Source organism: Ileibacterium valens (assembly GCF_001945525.1).
Lineage (GTDB): Bacteria > Bacillota_I > Bacilli_A > Erysipelotrichales > Erysipelotrichaceae > Ileibacterium > Ileibacterium valens.
This window is the reverse complement of the sequence record NZ_MPJW01000272.1, coordinates 1-16,136: the sequence shown is the minus strand read 5'-3', so window position 1 is coordinate 16,136 and position 16,136 is coordinate 1. Positions and strand designations below refer to the sequence as shown.

Here is a 16,136-nt window from a genome sequence, read left to right as displayed (position 1 = left end):
CAAAAGGCGGAAATCTTCCGTTTCCGACTTTCCTGAGAGGAAAGCTGGAGCACAGAGAAGATTTCCGCCTTTGATGGTATTCAGGGATAACCGGGAATAAAAGCCCGTGCAAATTTCAAAAGGTTACCTTAAAACACTCAAATTTATATGATCTGCCTGTAGAAAAAGCATGAAGAAAAAGAAAAGGCATAGAAAGAATCCATCTAGTAAAGGATCGAAACAATTAAAATTCAGATAAGCGAAAAAAACCGAATGGTTATCCATCCGGTTTTTTTCGTCTTCATTAATCGTTGATTATCCTTTGATCGTGACTGTCTTTCCGTCAGGACCTGGAGTATTTTTCAGATAATCGATAATCTTCTGTTTCTGTTCGGCACTGGCTGGTTTACATTTCCAGTTGGATTCGTCTCCACTGACCATGGCGTCCGCAAATCCTGTACATCCAGGATATCCACATCCACCGCAGTTATAACCAGGCAGATTGGCTGCTACATAATCTACACGTTCGTCAGGTTCAACATGGAATACCTTGGCGGCAATACCCAATCCGCCGCCAAGAAGAGCGCCGAGCACAAGCATCATTAAAATCGCATTCAGCATTTGGCTACCTCTTCACTATTCATGATGAGAGGGATGATTGGCGCAGGCAAAGTCCTTGCATCCACTGCAATCCGCTCTCAGATCTTCGCACCCTTCGGGTTTCGGAGTTTTCTTGTTCATCAGATATAGAAATATATAGACACAGACCATGACTCCGAAAACGAGCACAGCCATCAAAATATTTCCGATATCCATTAAATAATTCCTGCCAGTCCGGAAAAGGCCATGGCCATCAGTCCGGCTACAATCAGAGCTACCGGATTTCCGATAAAGCTGGTTGGAACATTCGCTGCATCAAGACGTTCACGAATGGTTGAGAAAATATAAAGAACAAGGGCAAAGCCTAAAGGTGTTCCGATGGTATAAACAAGCATATGAGCAATGTCATAGTTATTTGAGATGTTGATCAGGCAGACATTCAGGACAACGCAGTTTGTTGTGATCAATGGCAGATAAACACCTAAGGATTTGTACAGAGATGGAGATGTCTTTTTGATGAACATTTCCGTCAGCTGTACCAGTGAAGCGACTACCAGAATAAAGGAAACAAGTTCCATGTATTCAAGATGAAGCGGAACCAGTACAAAGTAATACAGAGCATAAGTTACCAGACCGGCAGCAATGATTACAAAGCATACGGCTATACCCATTCCTAATGCGGAAGATTTCTTTCGGGAAACCCCCATGAATGGACAAAGACCAAGGAACTGGTTCAATACTGCGTTGTTCAGAAGAACCGAGGTAATTAAAAGAGTCGCTAATTCAGCAAACATGATTATTTAGCCTCCTTCGTCTTGGCAGCAGCTTTTTTGGCTGCATGGCTCTTATAAGCAGTAAGCGCAGCCGCAAGGAATGCAAATGTCATGAAGGCTCCAAGCGGAGAGCTGAACAGACTGATTCTGAATTCTTCAGGAATCAGGCTCAGATTCATCCATACCTGTTCTGTATTGAACGGATTGGTTAATACCAGTCCGCCCGAGGAGAGCAGTTCACGAATAAAAGACATGGCCAGTACGGCAAGCAGATATCCAAGACCCATACCAAGACCATCAAGAGCGGAATCGAGAACTCCGTTCTTGCTTGCAAAAGCCTCCGCACGGCCAAGAATGATACAGTTAACAACAATCAGCGGAATGAATACGCCTAAGGAAGTATTCAACGCTGGAGCAAAAGCCTCAATGACCATCTGGATGATGGAAACGAGGGTAGCAATAATAACGATATAAACCGGAATACGGATATCGTCCGGAACAATTTTACGAATCGCGGAAATAATGACATTGGACAGAATCAGTACAACGATAACTGCAGTACCCATACCGATCGCATTATTCAGAGAAGTTGTAATGGCCAGAGTTGAGCAAAGACCAAGATACAGTCCGAATACCGGGTTGTCCTTAATCAGTCCGTTTTTGAAGTTTTCCATTCTATTCATCTTGACGGACCTCCTTACTGAATTTCTCCGGCAAGAACGCCGCATTCATTGATGGCTTCTACAACCGGAGTAGATGTGATGGTCGCTCCAGAAAGCGTATCGATTCCATCGGATGGTTTTCCAAGAACAGAGTCTCTGAATTCATCCGTAGTGATTCGGCTTCCAATTCCCTGCGTATCTCCATTGGAAATGGTCTTGAAGTTATCGACTTCGCCGTTAGCCGAATTGATGGCTACCAGGAAAACAGTTCCTTTATCATATCCGGAGACTTCACACTGGAAAATTACAATCCCATCTTTATACTGATAAACTTTCTTAATCGTTGGATGTTCGCTGGTAATGCCATCATCTTCAACTGCAGTGAATTCAGAAAGATCAGCTTCAGGATACATTTCAAGAAGTGTTGCCTTTTCGGCTCTCTCATTATTTTCCTGAATAATTGGAGCCGTTACATTATTGGCATAAGCCAGGGCGCCCCCGGCAATCGCTGCGGTAACGCCTAAAAACAGGGTCAGCTGGAGAATGTTGTTTTTCATGCGAGATCCTCCTGTTCAGTCTGTGTAATGACCATTGCGGTTTCTTCACCGACATTTCTTGCTCCCTTGACTGGACGAATGGTGCTTGAAGCATAGAAAGCAACGCCAAGACCAAGAACCAGCGCGCAGGCCGACATAATGATGGCTTTTTTCTTCTGTTCAAACTGTGGAGCATCAAGAGCCTGTTCAATCATTGGAGTAAATGTATTCATGATCAGAATGGAATACAGACATCCTTCAGGCAGGTTTCCCTTCATACGAATCAGAACAGTGATCACAGCTGCGCAGGCTGCAAAGAATACACGACCGGCCGGAACAGTTGGAATCGTTACCGGATCGGTCAGCATGAAGAAAGCTCCAAAAATGACACCGCCAGTTAACAGGTGAAGCATTGGATACCATAACCATCCTGGAATTACGCCATAAGGCTGGATTCCTGAGAAGATGGCAATAAAGAACGTAATAATAAAGATTGTTCCCAGATATACAGCTGGCATTCTCCAATCAATGACATTTCGAACGATCAGGAAAATACCAACCAGAATGATCGCAATGGAGAAAGTTTCACCAATGGCTCCTGGATAAGTCCCCATGGCAAGACCAAACCATCCGCCTGTCGTATCCAGGAAAGACTCAAGAGCCTCAGCGGATCCCGGCATCCACCTAAAACTGCTGGCTAAAACACCAGTTGGGGTTGCCGAAGTTGTCAGATTGGTTACGGCACCGGAAAAACTTGCAAAAATAACAGCACGTCCTACGGCTGCCGGGTTGTAAATGTTATTACCAAACCCACCAAATACCAGACGACCGATGACAATCGCAAATACAGTTGCAATGATTACGGCATAAACGCTGATATTGACCGGGCACATCATCACTAAGATTAGTGCAGTGACCCATCCAAAGGAATGGGTGATAAATTCCTTAATATCAATCTTTTTGACTTTAGCAAAAATTGCTTCACAGACAAAAGTTGTCACTAAAGAAGCAGCCAGAAGAATAATTTCCTGCAATGCGTAATTCACACCATAGCTGATGGCATAGTAAGCAAGAGAACAGAGGAAGACGACGCCTAATGCAATCGTCAGATCACGCATAATCTGCTGAGTGGAAGCGTGTTTTTGCTGTTCATTCGGAGAGACATGGAAAGCGAACTTCATTTAATTTCCCCTCCTGTTTTTCATCGCAAGAGTCCGTTTAGCCTTGCGGACATTTTCTGTAACCTGAATCTTGCTTGGGCAGACATAGGTACACAGACCGCATTCAATACACTGCATCGCTCCGCGTTTTTCCATTTCAGCCACATCGTTCATCTTAACGGCATTGGCAATTCGTACTGGCTGCAGTCCGACTGGACAATGAGCAGTACATCTGCCGCATCTCATACAGGTCATGGCTGGTTCTTCTTCATCCTTAAGAACAGTAATGGCGTTCATCGCACGGTCAATGCAGATCTGATCACTGACCATGGCCTTTCCCATCATTGGTCCGCCGGCAATTAAGCGGCAGGAGGCCAGATTATCCTTGATTCCGCCGATATTTTCGAGAATTTCGGCAACGCTCATTCCGACTGGAACCAGAACATTGGTTGGATAATTTAATGCCTCACCTGAGAAGGTTACGTATTTTTTAGAGATGGCTTCTCCCTTTTCGAAGGCTCTGGCGGTCAGTATCGCCGTATTGGCATTGTTGACAATCGCTCCAACTTCAGCAGGAAGACGCTTGAAGTTTTTCTTAAGCAGAGTACGAACCAAGGTTCGTTCACCACCCATTGGATAAACATCAGGAACAGGAACAACCTTAATATCGGAAAGACCTTCCTTCTGAATTTCCTTGTTGACGTAGTCAATCAGGTCCGGGTGTGTTTTCTTAATGGCGATCAGACATTCCTTGCCAGTCGACATTTTCAGCAGAATTCGGCATCCGTGAATGAAGTCTTCTACATTGTCCATAATTACTTTGTAGTCAGCGGTAATGAACGGTTCACATTCAACCGCATTGATAATAAGGGTATGAATTCCCTGCGGCTTCAGGTATTTGACATAAGTTGGAAATCCGGCTCCTCCCTGACCGATGATTCCGGTTTCTTTCATGAAGCTGACCATTTCTTCCTGAGAGGCATTTTCCCAGTTCAGGGGTTCAAAAGCCTGAATTGAAGTCTGAACCGGATCGAGTTCAATTTCAAAATGAAGCTGTGGCTTCAGAGAACTGTGCGGCTTCTTGACCAGGCCTTTGAAGGTTCCAGACACACTCGAATAAAGCGGGACATCAAAAGCTGATTTGGTGTTTGCAAGACGAGTTCCAATATCGACATGGTCACCTTCAGAAACCAGGAGATCGTACTTCGTCACAGGTCCGGCGAAAAGCGGAATAAACACCCGTTCTTTTGGCATCAGAACTTTAACATCGCTGTGATCCGTTAAAGATTTTCTACCAGGGATATGCTGCTGCATTGGCCCTAATAAAAGTGACATACTGTTTCATCCTTTCTTTGATAACATACAGGCATTATTCTAATTCCCAGCTGATAAAATCGAAAGGACGATTTCAAGTGAAGAATTAATAAAATGGCCTGATCATACAAATTTTTCGATAATTCTTCCAAATTATCAGAGAAATTTGAATTACAATCGTTTCCATTTTGTACTTCTTTTCGTCATTTATCTACAAAATTGAATGATCTTTTCTATGGCATGGATTTTCAGAAGAAGAACCGTTAGAATTCATCGATTGCCGTAAACCCATTTAACCAGTTTCGAAACTCCGAAAAAATTTCCGGCAAGCAAATGGACGGCAAACACCTGTTTGAAGCAAGATGTTGCTGTAAAGTAATAGTTCTGAGAGAAATCAAAGGCCTTGAGTCTGACCTTTCAATCAGAAAAACTCAATCCGTACAGCCGACTTGTGAAAAAAGAACTTTCTGTACAAGTCCAGAAAAGCTGTCATATTTTCAACTCAGACAGGTTGAATCACTCATGAGTAAAGGAGAAGCAAATCAATAGATGAAAACCAATGATTCCGAACAGAAGAATGAAGTCAAAAAAGGTAGCAGCAAGCCAAAGGATGCAAACATGAATCAGCCAAAGAAAAAGAGTTCAACAGGACTATGGATTTTTGGATCCATCGCCTTTCTCTTCTTAATCTTTGGAATCAGCATGTATGCTTCAAGCCGCTCGAATGATCAGGCGGATCTGCAGACCAGATCCGTCACCCTGACTGATGCCGGATTTGACACTCCGATCACCTTCCAGGCCGAAACCACAGAAGATGATTATATGCGTTATCTCAACATAGTGAAAGATGTGTTTGTTAACGATAATAAACTTTTTGATCAGTATCATTCCTATGAAGGCATCAATAATGTAAGGACATTAAATGAACAAGCCGCTGATCATCCGGTCAAAGTGGATCCAAGATTAATTGATGTCATTGAACTTTCAGAACAGGCTGAAAAAATTAATCCTAAATTTGATATTGCAGAAGGCAACATTCTCAGTCTCTGGCACGATATTCGAGATATGGAAGAACCTGAACTGCCAGCACCAGAACAGATCGATCAGGCCAAAAAGCACACTGGAAGCGAAGGAATTATTATCAATAAAGAAAATAACGAGATTTCATTTGCGGATGATTCCATCAAACTGGATTTAGGCGCAGTTGCTAAAGGATATACCGCTCAAAAAGCAAAGGAAGCGCTTGAAGAAGCCGGTTTAACCAACGGTTTTATCAATGCCGGCGGGAATGTGGTCCTGATTGGAAACAAAACGGATGGTTCAGATTGGGTAGTGGGCATTCAGAAGCCAGATACCAATGACTCATTAGTCCGCTTACGCTTCGAAACTCCGCAAAGTATGGTTACAAGCGGTGACTACCAACGTTTTGTAACCATAGATGGTAAAAGATATTCTCATATTATTGATCCGGACACTGGTTATCCTGCTGAATTTATGCGCTCTGTCACTGTCATTGACCCCGACTCAGCATGGGCGGATGCAATGAGTACTGCATTATTTACAATGAGTGTTGAAGACGGAATGAAAGTAGCGGATGAAAATGATCTTCAGGCGGTCTGGATTACAGATAAAGGAAGTCTTGATCTTAAACCAGATCTGAGTACCAGTGAATTCGATATCTATTATACAGATGGTCTGGCTGATCAGATTTCACTGGTCAAGGAGAAGTAAGCTGTATAACAGTCACCTTTTCCAAACACCTACTTTTTCAAACATAAAATCAGCCTCTGAGATAAACAAACAACAGAAACGGATTTTCTCCTGCTATTAAGTGCTCCGGGGAGTTAGTGAACAATTGAGCGTTTAATTCAATTCAGTAAGGAAACAATCAAGTCGTAAAGGAAGAGTCAGAAATGAATCAAATAGGTGCAATTGATTCACTCAGGCCTTCCTTTTGTTTTTAACCTTATGTTTGTATCGTTATATATTTTCTTTTATGTCTCCTTATTCAATTCTGGTTCTTATTTTTACCGGCCTGCATCAAGACTCTAACAGTCATTCAGACACCCTTTATAAATGGAAAATGATAGAATAAGCCTGTCAAAAAAAACTCAATGAGTTTTGAAAGGAGCTATATATTATGTCTAAATGGATTTGCACAATCTGTGGATATGAATACGACCCTGAAGTAGGAGATCCTGATAACGGTATTGAACCTGGTACAGCTTTTGAAGATCTTCCAGAAGATTGGGTTTGCCCATTATGCGGAGCTGGAAAAGAAGACTTCGAAAAAGTTGAATAATCTCTGAAGAACAATTTCCAGATCAGTAAAAATCTTAAAAAATTTGGGAGCAGCAATCATTTGCTGCCCCCTTTTTCTTTCTTAAGTCAGAAAATTTCAAATTGAATAATACTTCTCAAATTCTAAAAATCGACTCCCTCAGCATTTTAAAAAAGCAGATCATCCCATTCAGGATTAAACGGCAATTCTTCCTGGTTCTTTTGATCGTCAGGACCATGATTGTCGTCAAAATCAAATGGACCAAAATCTGCCAGAGTATCAAAAAGAGAAGCCTTTGGATTTCCCGTCACCATTTCCTCAATTTCGTCACGGACACTTCCATAATCCAACAAATGCCTTTTCAATTGTTCAAACTGCAGATGTTCAGAATAGTCGTTGACTGCATTCTCAGATTCTTCAAATACATCGAGTACAGAAGGATAGTTAAATCCATAAAAATGAACAGGAATCGCTAGTTGTCCATAGCTTCCTGTAAACTTGATCATACTCACCGATACAGGCTGATCATTTTGAATTCCATATTCCTCAGGGACTTCTTCATCAATTGTCGCAAACAATGGTCCTGATCCGCTGCCGTGCTCGAATCTGGCCCAGACATAAAAGGGTTTTCCTTCTTTACTCAGTAAAGTCAGAATGAATTCATCCGGATAGTCACGATGTCTGAGATAATCCAGGAATTCAATACTTCTGGTGAAGTTCAAGGAGCTGGATGAAAAGTACTTTAAACAATTCTGTTTGTATAATTCCATGATGTTTTCCGAAAACATGTCTTCCATGACTGGAAACAAAAACAGATTGGAAGGGTCAAATTTTTCCATATGCATTGTTTCATGAACCAGATCATCAGGAGTAAAAAAAGAAAAATGAGAAACTCCATTAATCACCTTGCGGCTGGCATTTCCAAAAAATTCAATATTCAAACCATCTAAATGATCGATATAGATGATTCCGTATAAACCATTGGCCTGATCATAATCAGGGTATTGTTTCATAATGGATTCGATTCTCGGCTGTGCAGGAATAAATGCCATATGGTTAATCATGTCGGCAAGGTGGATCGATTTATATCTGGTAGGAAAACATTGTTCTAACATTGTTTTGGGGATATCCCATCCATCTAATTCAAAGCTCATTTAAATTCCCTCCATATATTTCTCTAGTTCAGAAAACGGACTGACTTAATTATATTAACATTCACAAACTCATCTGAAAGATGATATTCGAGGCAATTAAACCGTTAATTGATTTTTCCTGCGCTTCTTTTTCCATCGAACATCGTCCATTGGCAAGACTGAAATGCCTAAAAAATAAAACGGATGAAATCAACCAGTTACAAAATCAATAAACTGGCATTGGAATTCATCCGTTAATTTTTCTGATGGTGAAACCTGAAATCTGTCGATGTTCGAATGGGTTTTATCAACGATTAAATCAGGATCATTCATCAGGCAAAAATCGAAAAAGTATTCAATCTAATAATTTAACAAGCTTGCTCGGGTTAGTTGTGACAATGATCATGTGCGATCACTTCGCGGCAGCGATTACATAGGCCATCTTCATTTTCAGACTCGGTAAATTTCCAGCATCTTGGGCAGACATGACCTTTGGGTTCATCAACCGCCACTTCGACTGTATCATAAGCTTTTAATGGTTCATCAGTAAAGTCTACAGAAGACACGATCAGCCACTGAGCTGGATTATCAATCAGTTTTTCCATCAGAGCCCTGATTTCAGGGTTTGCATGAATTCGGATTGCTGCTTCTTCTGATTTCTTGATTTTCTGATCGTTTCTGGCTTCTTCAAGAGCTTTCAGGACATCTTTTCTTAAGGCAAGCAACTGTTTCATCTCTTCCTTAAGACCTTCTGTCTGTTTTAGATCGGCTTTTACGAATTCAGAAAGATGAATGCTTTCTTCATCGAATTTCATCAGATCATTAATCTCTTCGCAGGTAAAAGCAAGAATTGGTGCCCATAAACGGCTTAGAATACTTGCACAGTACCATAAAACGGTTTGTACCTGTCGGCGATTATTTGAATCCTTTTCTTCTACATAAAGAATATCTTTTGTGTAGTTGAGATAGTAACTTGACAGTTCATTGGTCATGAATGCAGTCAGCATGGAAACGACATCTCCGAAGCGGTATTCGTTATATGCCTTGATGCATTCATCAACGATATCATTCAGAACTGCGAGTACATATTTGTTCAGGTCTGAGAGATCATTCAGATCGAGCAGATCATCCTTTGTAAATGTATTGTTATCGAGGTTGGCTACCAGAAAACGGAAAGTATTTCGGATCTTACGGTAAGTGTCTGTAATCTGTTTCAGGATTGTTTTACCCATTGAGCAATCGGCCTGATAGTCAACAGATGCCGCCCATAAACGCAGAATGTCTGCTCCATACTGTTTTGTGATTTCTGCTGGAGCCACGGCATTCCATTGAGATTTGGACATCTTCTTGCCGTTTTCATCCATGACAAAACCATGGGAAAGAACCTGCTTGTAAGGAGCACTTCCATAGACAGCGGTTCCGACAATTAACGATGAGTTAAACCATCCGCGGTACTGGTCACTGCCTTCAAAATAGAGATCTGCCGGATAACCCAGCCCACGTTCTTTCATCGCTCCGGTATGAGAGCTTCCAGAGTCAAACCATACATCCATCGTATCGGTTTCTTTTGTAAAAAGACCATTTGGAGAATGTTCAGAGGTATAACCGTCCGGCAGTAAATCTTTGGCTTCTCTTTCAAACCACACATTGCTTCCGTATTCAGCAACCAGTTTGGCGACATGATCAAAGATTTCTTTATCCATCAATGGAGTTCCATCTTCGCCGTAGATGATTGGAATCGGAACCCCCCAGGCTCTCTGACGGGAAATGCACCAGTCAGAACGATCGCTGATCATATTATGCATGCGCCCTTCACCCCAGGCAGGAACCCAGGAAACAGAGTGGATCTGGTCAAGAAGTTTGTCTCGGATCTGGTCAATGGAAGCAAACCACTGCGTGGTTGCACGGAAAATAATTGGTTTTTTTGTACGCCAGTCATGAGGGTAGGAATGCTTGATAAACTGAAGCTTTAAAAGGGCGTCATTTTCATCAAGCCACATGGTTACTGTCTTATTGGCATCTTCGACATACTGGCCAGCCAGACGTTCACCGCAGTCTTCCATCATTTTTCCCTGTTCATCGACATTGACATAGATTGGCAGACCATATTTTTTTCCGATTAAGAAGTCATCCATACCAAAACCTGGCGCTGTGTGAACCAGACCGGTACCGGATTCGTCTGTGACATGTTCTCCAACCATTACTAATGATTCTCGTTCTGGGTAAAGTGGATGAACAGCTGTCATATATTCAAGTTCGCTTCCCTTGAATGTTTCCAGAACTTCGTATTCTTCGATATCAAATTCCTTCATCAGCTGATCAACCATGCTGGCAGATACGATCAGATTTCCCTTTGGAGTCTTTACCTTTGCATATTCCATGCGTGGATGAACAGAGATTCCATTGTTTGCAGGAATGGTCCATGGAGTGGTTGTCCAGATGACGAAATAGTCGTCCTGAGACAGTTTTCCTTTACCATCCTTTACCTGAAACTTAACAAAAATGGTTGGTGATTTAATATCAGCATATTCAACTTCTGCTTCAGCCAGGGCGGATTCAGAAGACGGAGACCAGTATACGGGTTTTAAGCCCTGATAGATTAATCCATCAGAAGCCATTTTCCCGAAAATCTCAATCTGTTTTGCTTCAAAGTCTGGCTGCAAAGTAATATATGGGTGATCATAATCTCCGATTGAACCCAGGGAAAGAAAACCTTCTTTTTGTAAGGCAACCTGTTCAAGGGCAAAATCATGACAGATCTTTCTGAATTCAGGAATTCCGATTTTCTTGCGGTCATAACCCAGTTTTGTTACAGCCGTTTCAATGGGCAGACCATGAGTATCCCATCCAGGGATGTAAGGCACCTGATACCCCTGCATGAATTTGGACTTATTGATGACATCTTTTAATACTTTATTTAAAGCATGCCCTAAATGGATATCTCCATTGGCGTATGGAGGGCCATCATGTAAAACGAACGCCTCGCACCCTTCCCTCTTATCCAGCATTTTTTCATAGAGTTTTTCTTCCTGCCAGCGCTTTTGAAATTTGGGTTCTTTCTTAGTCAGATTCCCTCTCATTTCAAAGGAAGTTTTTGGCATCAGTAAAGTTGACTTAAAATCTTTGGTTTCCATATCGATCTTCCTTTCTATCGAATTGCAAATCCTCAAAAAAAAAGCCGTCCTGAAATAGGACGACTTGAAATCGCGGTACCACCTAAATTTCCTGCCAATCAGACAGGACGCTCTCAGATAACGGTCTGCTGCCGGAAAGAGTTACTGAATTCACTCTTTCTGCTCAAAAGGGATACCTTTTCAAGCTCAAATACGGCCTTCTCACCAAGCAGGCCGCTCTCTGAAGGTGAGGATTCGAAAAGACGTGTCTTTATCAACGCATTTTGTGATTGTCCTGATCAGATCAGGAATACTTCAAAAATTCGAGGACCAGCCGCTCTTTTCTCGTTGTATTTTTAATACCTAAAAAGAGAAAGCGTCCGCATCGACGAATTGAAACGATGTCATTATTGCACAGCTGACCTTTATGATCAAGGACGATATCATTGATCTTGACAAATCCCTGTTTAATCATTCCTTCTGCTTTGGAACGTGAAGTTTTTGACAGTGCAGCGACAATTGCATCAAATCGCAGGGAAGGAACGTTAATTTCAATCCGTTCTCTTTTAATCTCTGGCAGTTCATTGATCTCTGCTAATTCAAAATGAACTAGTTGTTTGCCAATACGAACAATTTCACTGCTGATAAAGTCTGCCATATTCTGCTTGCAGAATAGAAAAATCTGATGATCTTCACAAAGGATATCCCCGATCGATTCACGCTTGATCCCGGATTTCATCAAAGCGCCCAGGACATCCGGATGTTTTAATGGTTTTAAATATGAATCGGTATCGCTCTTTAGACAGACGATCTGCGATCCGAAATCCTGGATAATTACTGATCCATCTTTATCGAATTCATCGAATCCATCACTGATGATTCCTGCCTGTCGTTCAGCCATTGGATATCCTCCACTCAGATGATATTGAATCGAAGGATTTGATTTTGCAATCATTTCAAGGATCTGCTGTTCGGCTGGAGTCAAAAAAGAGGTCACAACCTGCTGACCACTTTTCGATACCTTATCAAAAGCATCGTAAAGCCTTGCGATCAACAGTTCATGACCTTTAGTGTTCATGGGCATAGAAGGTTATTCTTCACTGGTGAGGGATAAATCGTCATTATCCTCGGATTCATCATTGCTGAGCGTGATGGTTCCGGATACACCAATCGATGCTGGGTAACATAAGATAACGTTCTGTCCAATTTTCTGAATGTTTCCATCCAGTGCAAATACAACACCTGTTAAGAAATCAATTGTTCTCTGAGCGTATTCGCGATCGAGTTTATGCAGGTTTACAACAACTGCACGTCCTTCTTTTAGTCTGGATCCAACTTCTTCTGCTTCGCCAAAACTTCTTGGTTCAAAAAGAACCATCTTAGTATTGGCACTCAGGTTTGAAGCGGATGTTTTTGTCTTTGGATGTTCGTATGTACTGCGTACAGGCTGAGGTTCTGCTTTCTGCATTACCGGCTGAGCTGTAACCGTCTCACTAATCTGTTCTACCACTTCTTCATCATCCTCGTCATCAACTGGAGCTATGAATTCCTTGACCTTATCCATAAATCCCATAGAAAAGCCTCCTTATCGTTCGTCATTATAACACACAGAAATACCATTCCAAAAAAGAACTCCCTTTACGCGGTTATACATTCGTACTGATTATCAGAGTCATTTCATCCGTTAAAAATCAGTCTGTTTTCTGGGAGTATCCATGATCGTTAGCCTGTCATCAGGGACAGGATATAGATTTGGAAATTCTTCACTGAACTGTTCTTTTTTATTGTAATGGATTTTATCCGCCTGTTCCATAAAATTTCAATATTTAGAGCATCTGCCGCGTTTGCAGCGCTTCTAAGACGGGTTGATTTTATCAGTGAACTTTCGAAATATGGTGTGAACAGCGAATTTTTTGAGTGAATTTTTTAATAATCATCAAATAATCGGTATATTTCCCCTTTTCTGCTCAGTTAAAGCGCTTTTTCTATCGATGTTAGAAATACATGGGTAAAAAATAAGGTATTTTATCAAAAACATTATCAAGGTAAAAATAGAATTAAATAATTGTTCAGACATTCATCACTGATTTAATTTCGCATCGGATTTAGACAAAGGCTTTTCAAGTTCTTCAATTTTTTTATTCAGATCGTTGATTTGCTGATCTTTCATAGCCATTTTCTGTTTGTTTTCAGCAGTTAATTTTGCAATCAGCGCTTCTAGGTCTTTGATTTTTTGATAGCCTTCCGGAAACAGGACATCATCATAGTCACGCATTTTAGCAGCTAGTTCCTGGGTCAAATCAATCCCTTCCTTTCTGAGATCGTTCTGCTGTTCAGCTTTATCTACCGGATTTCAAAGATCTGAGAGATGCATTCGATGGCTTCGTTATTCTCCTGACGCCAGTCGGTTCCAGCCGAAATAACAACAATCTTTATAAATCCTCTCAGCAGTTCAGCAAGTAATTGTACAAATTTACTATCTTCATTATATTCAATTTCTGCATTAGTGTCAGATTTCACTAAGAAGCTGTCAGGAAGTGAAGAACGAATCCATACAGCAAGAATCGGCTTCACGTTTGCGTAATCTTTCCCTTCAAATCCGCTGATGTCGTTTTTCTGGGTGGTTAACAGACTGCCGATATAGTAGAAAAAACGTCCGACAAAGTACTTCACGGAGCTTTTGCCATTTTGAACCTCAATATCCACCACAAGAATATCTTCATCTGAGCTTTCATAGACAGAGAGCATCAGCATATCAAATTGAACAAGGCCTTTATCAATTTCTGTCAGCTGATCTTTTCAACGGATATTTGTACCCTCTGGTTTGCATTGGATTTAAACAGCCGGGAGGCAACCTCTTCAAGACTTCCTTTAAAGATCTCAGGAGCAGCCTTCTTCAAAATGAGTGCATCAAGAGTTGGAAAGGCCAGAACACCCTTTGCCGCCTGATCAAAGCGAGTTTCTGTATCCTCCGGGGCACAGACGGCCTGAGCTTCCGGACTCAGGGATTCAAATTCTTGAGAACTCATAATTTACCTCCATAAGAATTGTGAAAGGCTGAAATTTTTGAGCCTGCAGCCAGTCTGGATGAATACCGCGGAGCCTTCAGATTCGAAATTGGAATCAGAGAACTGGTACGAATTTCTGAAAGCTGTTCATGATCGATGCAATAGACTGAATCCATGGGTAGGGATTCATAAATCTTCTCGATCAGGTTTTCAGCCGTCTTCCTGATTCTCTCTAAGGATTCCTCAAAAAACTTTTCCTGCTGCTTCCAGCCGGCAATATAGGAAAATGAATATTCATGACAGTCCAGATGAAAATGGGAACAAACCACATAAGCCACACTTTCAGCTTCAATCTCGCGAAGTCTGGCGTGTTCAAGAACATAGTCCTGAAATTCACTTTCACTTTCCTGATAAGGATCATGAAGAAGAGAATGAGCTGTTTCATGAAGCAATGTCTTAATCGTCTGCAGTTGGGGCATTCCCTTTCGAATATGAATTGAATGATCCCAATAACGGCAGAAACCATTTCTTTCATCGTTCATCTCTTCAATGATCATTGAATAATCACTTACTTTTGAAATCCCATCAAAAAGCTCTTTAAAATGAGGAACATTTTCACAGAGCATTTTGTCGTTGACTAAAGAAGGAAGAGGAGATCCTTCCGTCTGAGAAATATCAAAGACACTGATGGAGCGAAAGCCAATCCTCGTTTCATCTCCTTTTTCGTTATCGACATCCTGAACTTTATAGGTATAAGGAGCAAAGATTCGAATGGCTTTTTCTCCTTTTCGAACCTGTCTGCCAAATTGGTTTTTCCAGGTCTGATAACCAGCGACATAAGAGGCTTGTGGACATTGCTGAAAAATCAGCAATGTATTGCGGCTGGAGTATTCTGGAAAACTGGATAGAAGCTTCAGATACTTCTTGTATTCTTTTCCATCCTGAATCTTTTGAACTCCCTCCTGGAGCAATTGGAGCAGTTCATCTGTTTTTTTCATTTTTAAGCACCCACTTTCTGAATGAATCTTTAAACAAGACTCACTTTCCTTATTCACCGGAAGCATGAAAGGCAGCGCAAAAAAGTTAAATTTTCGCTTAAATACCGAAAAAAAACAAATGAAAGCCGCCTACGATTAAATTGAAAATAGATATAGAAGTTAGGAAGATCATCAAGAACAGATACCAGAGAAGAAGTTAACGAAAAGCAGGAAGGATAAATCCTCTGAACTGAATGGGCAGAAAAAGTGATGCAAAAGATCAAATAGACTGTACATTTATGAACAGGACAGGCGAACAAGACACTTACTGATTGGACTAGGACTTGAATCGGTATGGATGAATCCGGCTTGAAAATTTCAAAAAGATGCACATGCCTGTGACTTTGATTTGGATTTAAAAGCCCTCTTATCACAAAAAAAGACGTCATAGACGTCTTTTCCAGTTACATTTAGAGAGTGTAATTTTATCTGTGTAAGTCGAGAGCGTACGGCTCGGCCTGCACAGATTTTTTTTGCGATTTGTGCTTTTATTAAGAAAAGAGGAAATGAAATCATGGCTAAAATCAAACGCAATCCTGC

Annotated in this window: 18 protein-coding genes and 1 other annotated feature; of the genes, 2 read left to right on the top strand and 16 right to left on the bottom strand. The window is 41.2% G+C overall.

The annotated features are described in order from the left end of the window. Nucleotides 1-294: 294 nt before the first annotated feature. The 7 genes from BO222_RS12595 to BO222_RS12565 are packed head-to-tail and all read right to left on the bottom strand — an operon-like array spanning nt 295 to nt 5,045. Nucleotides 295-600 carry a (Fe-S)-binding protein gene (locus BO222_RS12595; protein ID WP_075821091.1) on the bottom strand — a complete coding sequence of 102 codons (306 nt, stop codon included), beginning with the start codon at nt 598-600 and terminating at the stop codon, nt 295-297. A 15-nt stretch (nt 601-615) separates the two neighbouring features. Next, complete coding sequence (locus BO222_RS12590; protein ID WP_075821090.1) at nt 616-795, bottom strand: hypothetical protein; 180 nt, start codon at nt 793-795, stop codon at nt 616-618. Then, nucleotides 795-1,373 (bottom strand): electron transport complex protein RnfA, encoded by a 579-nt coding sequence (locus BO222_RS12585; RefSeq protein ID WP_375146317.1) that lies wholly within the window; start codon nt 1,371-1,373, stop codon nt 795-797. The genes BO222_RS12590 and BO222_RS12585 overlap by 1 nt, the downstream gene beginning before the upstream one ends. A gap of 2 nt (nt 1,374-1,375) precedes the next feature. Continuing rightward, nucleotides 1,376-2,035 carry an electron transport complex subunit RsxE gene (gene rsxE / locus BO222_RS12580; protein WP_075821088.1) on the bottom strand — a complete coding sequence of 220 codons (660 nt, stop codon included), beginning with the start codon at nt 2,033-2,035 and terminating at the stop codon, nt 1,376-1,378. Nucleotides 2,036-2,049: 14 nt separating this feature from the next. Beyond that, nucleotides 2,050-2,571, bottom strand: coding sequence for an FMN-binding protein (locus tag BO222_RS12575; protein ID WP_075821087.1), 522 nt, complete (start codon nt 2,569-2,571; stop codon nt 2,050-2,052). Beyond that, a complete protein-coding gene (locus BO222_RS12570; protein WP_075821086.1) occupies nt 2,568-3,731 on the bottom strand; it encodes an RnfABCDGE type electron transport complex subunit D in 1,164 nt (387 codons plus the stop codon). The genes BO222_RS12575 and BO222_RS12570 overlap by 4 nt, the downstream gene beginning before the upstream one ends. Continuing rightward, nucleotides 3,732-5,045 (bottom strand): RnfABCDGE type electron transport complex subunit C, encoded by a 1,314-nt coding sequence (locus BO222_RS12565; protein WP_075821085.1) that lies wholly within the window; start codon nt 5,043-5,045, stop codon nt 3,732-3,734. A gap of 528 nt (nt 5,046-5,573) precedes the next feature. Between BO222_RS12565 and BO222_RS12555 the strand changes: the two genes are divergently transcribed. Together BO222_RS12555 and rd are read left to right on the top strand one after the other, a co-directional pair. Continuing rightward, entirely contained in the window at nt 5,574-6,755 is a 1,182-nt protein-coding gene (locus BO222_RS12555) for an FAD:protein FMN transferase (protein WP_083647825.1), read from the top strand. Between the two features lie 409 nt (nt 6,756-7,164). Further along, nucleotides 7,165-7,326: a rubredoxin gene (gene rd / locus BO222_RS12550; RefSeq protein WP_075821083.1), complete on the top strand. Its 162-nt coding sequence runs from the start codon at nt 7,165-7,167 to the stop codon at nt 7,324-7,326. Nucleotides 7,327-7,472: 146 nt separating this feature from the next. Here rd and BO222_RS12545 read toward each other — a convergent pair whose 3' ends face one another. The 9 genes from BO222_RS12545 to BO222_RS14175 all read right to left on the bottom strand — a co-directional run. Beyond that, entirely contained in the window at nt 7,473-8,459 is a 987-nt protein-coding gene (locus BO222_RS12545) for a hypothetical protein (RefSeq protein WP_075821082.1), read from the bottom strand. 365 nt (nt 8,460-8,824) lie between these two features. Next, nucleotides 8,825-11,572 (bottom strand): isoleucine--tRNA ligase, encoded by a 2,748-nt coding sequence (gene ileS / locus BO222_RS12540; RefSeq protein ID WP_075821081.1) that lies wholly within the window; start codon nt 11,570-11,572, stop codon nt 8,825-8,827. Nucleotides 11,573-11,624: 52 nt separating this feature from the next. Continuing rightward, nucleotides 11,625-11,838 (bottom strand) — a binding site (T-box leader). A gap of 17 nt (nt 11,839-11,855) precedes the next feature. After that, nucleotides 11,856-12,635 carry a YlmH/Sll1252 family protein gene (locus BO222_RS12535; RefSeq protein WP_075821080.1) on the bottom strand — a complete coding sequence of 260 codons (780 nt, stop codon included), beginning with the start codon at nt 12,633-12,635 and terminating at the stop codon, nt 11,856-11,858. A 6-nt stretch (nt 12,636-12,641) separates the two neighbouring features. Continuing rightward, nucleotides 12,642-13,124 carry a cell division protein SepF gene (locus tag BO222_RS12530; protein WP_075821079.1) on the bottom strand — a complete coding sequence of 161 codons (483 nt, stop codon included), beginning with the start codon at nt 13,122-13,124 and terminating at the stop codon, nt 12,642-12,644. Between the two features lie 507 nt (nt 13,125-13,631). Continuing rightward, entirely contained in the window at nt 13,632-13,850 is a 219-nt protein-coding gene (locus tag BO222_RS12525; RefSeq protein WP_143357050.1) for a hypothetical protein, read from the bottom strand. 44 nt (nt 13,851-13,894) lie between these two features. Continuing rightward, entirely contained in the window at nt 13,895-14,299 is a 405-nt protein-coding gene (locus BO222_RS12520; protein ID WP_143357049.1) for a hypothetical protein, read from the bottom strand. A 38-nt stretch (nt 14,300-14,337) separates the two neighbouring features. Continuing rightward, nucleotides 14,338-14,580: a hypothetical protein gene (locus tag BO222_RS12515; RefSeq protein WP_075821076.1), complete on the bottom strand. Its 243-nt coding sequence runs from the start codon at nt 14,578-14,580 to the stop codon at nt 14,338-14,340. Next, complete coding sequence (locus BO222_RS12510; protein WP_075821075.1) at nt 14,577-15,557, bottom strand: ArdC family protein; 981 nt, start codon at nt 15,555-15,557, stop codon at nt 14,577-14,579. The genes BO222_RS12515 and BO222_RS12510 overlap by 4 nt, the downstream gene beginning before the upstream one ends. Nucleotides 15,558-15,914: 357 nt before the next feature. Then, nucleotides 15,915-16,136: hypothetical protein (locus BO222_RS14175; protein ID WP_233131268.1), on the bottom strand; the 222-nt coding region annotated here is incomplete at its 5' end.

Excerpts from the sequence above, each read along its gene's own strand:
- BO222_RS12595 (WP_075821091.1), bottom strand. The coding sequence starts at position 600 with ATGCTGAATGCGATTTTAATGATGCTTGTGCTCGGCGCTCTTCTTGGC.
- BO222_RS12590 (WP_075821090.1), bottom strand. The coding sequence starts at position 795 with ATGGATATCGGAAATATTTTGATGGCTGTGCTCGTTTTCGGAGTCATG.
- BO222_RS12585 (WP_375146317.1), bottom strand. The coding sequence starts at position 1,373 with ATGTTTGCTGAATTAGCGACTCTTTTAATTACCTCGGTTCTTCTGAAC.
- rsxE (WP_075821088.1), bottom strand. The coding sequence starts at position 2,035 with ATGAATAGAATGGAAAACTTCAAAAACGGACTGATTAAGGACAACCCG.
- BO222_RS12575 (WP_075821087.1), bottom strand. The coding sequence starts at position 2,571 with ATGAAAAACAACATTCTCCAGCTGACCCTGTTTTTAGGCGTTACCGCA.
- BO222_RS12570 (WP_075821086.1), bottom strand. The coding sequence starts at position 3,731 with ATGAAGTTCGCTTTCCATGTCTCTCCGAATGAACAGCAAAAACACGCT.
- BO222_RS12565 (WP_075821085.1), bottom strand. The coding sequence starts at position 5,045 with ATGTCACTTTTATTAGGGCCAATGCAGCAGCATATCCCTGGTAGAAAA.
- BO222_RS12555 (WP_083647825.1), top strand. The coding sequence starts at position 5,574 with ATGAAAACCAATGATTCCGAACAGAAGAATGAAGTCAAAAAAGGTAGC.
- rd (WP_075821083.1), top strand. The coding sequence starts at position 7,165 with ATGTCTAAATGGATTTGCACAATCTGTGGATATGAATACGACCCTGAA.
- BO222_RS12545 (WP_075821082.1), bottom strand. The coding sequence starts at position 8,459 with ATGAGCTTTGAATTAGATGGATGGGATATCCCCAAAACAATGTTAGAA.
- ileS (WP_075821081.1), bottom strand. The coding sequence starts at position 11,572 with ATGGAAACCAAAGATTTTAAGTCAACTTTACTGATGCCAAAAACTTCC.
- BO222_RS12535 (WP_075821080.1), bottom strand. The coding sequence starts at position 12,635 with ATGCCCATGAACACTAAAGGTCATGAACTGTTGATCGCAAGGCTTTAC.
- BO222_RS12530 (WP_075821079.1), bottom strand. The coding sequence starts at position 13,124 with ATGGGATTTATGGATAAGGTCAAGGAATTCATAGCTCCAGTTGATGAC.
- BO222_RS12520 (WP_143357049.1), bottom strand. The coding sequence starts at position 14,299 with ATGCTCTCTGTCTATGAAAGCTCAGATGAAGATATTCTTGTGGTGGAT.
- BO222_RS12515 (WP_075821076.1), bottom strand. The coding sequence starts at position 14,580 with ATGAGTTCTCAAGAATTTGAATCCCTGAGTCCGGAAGCTCAGGCCGTC.
- BO222_RS12510 (WP_075821075.1), bottom strand. The coding sequence starts at position 15,557 with ATGAAAAAAACAGATGAACTGCTCCAATTGCTCCAGGAGGGAGTTCAA.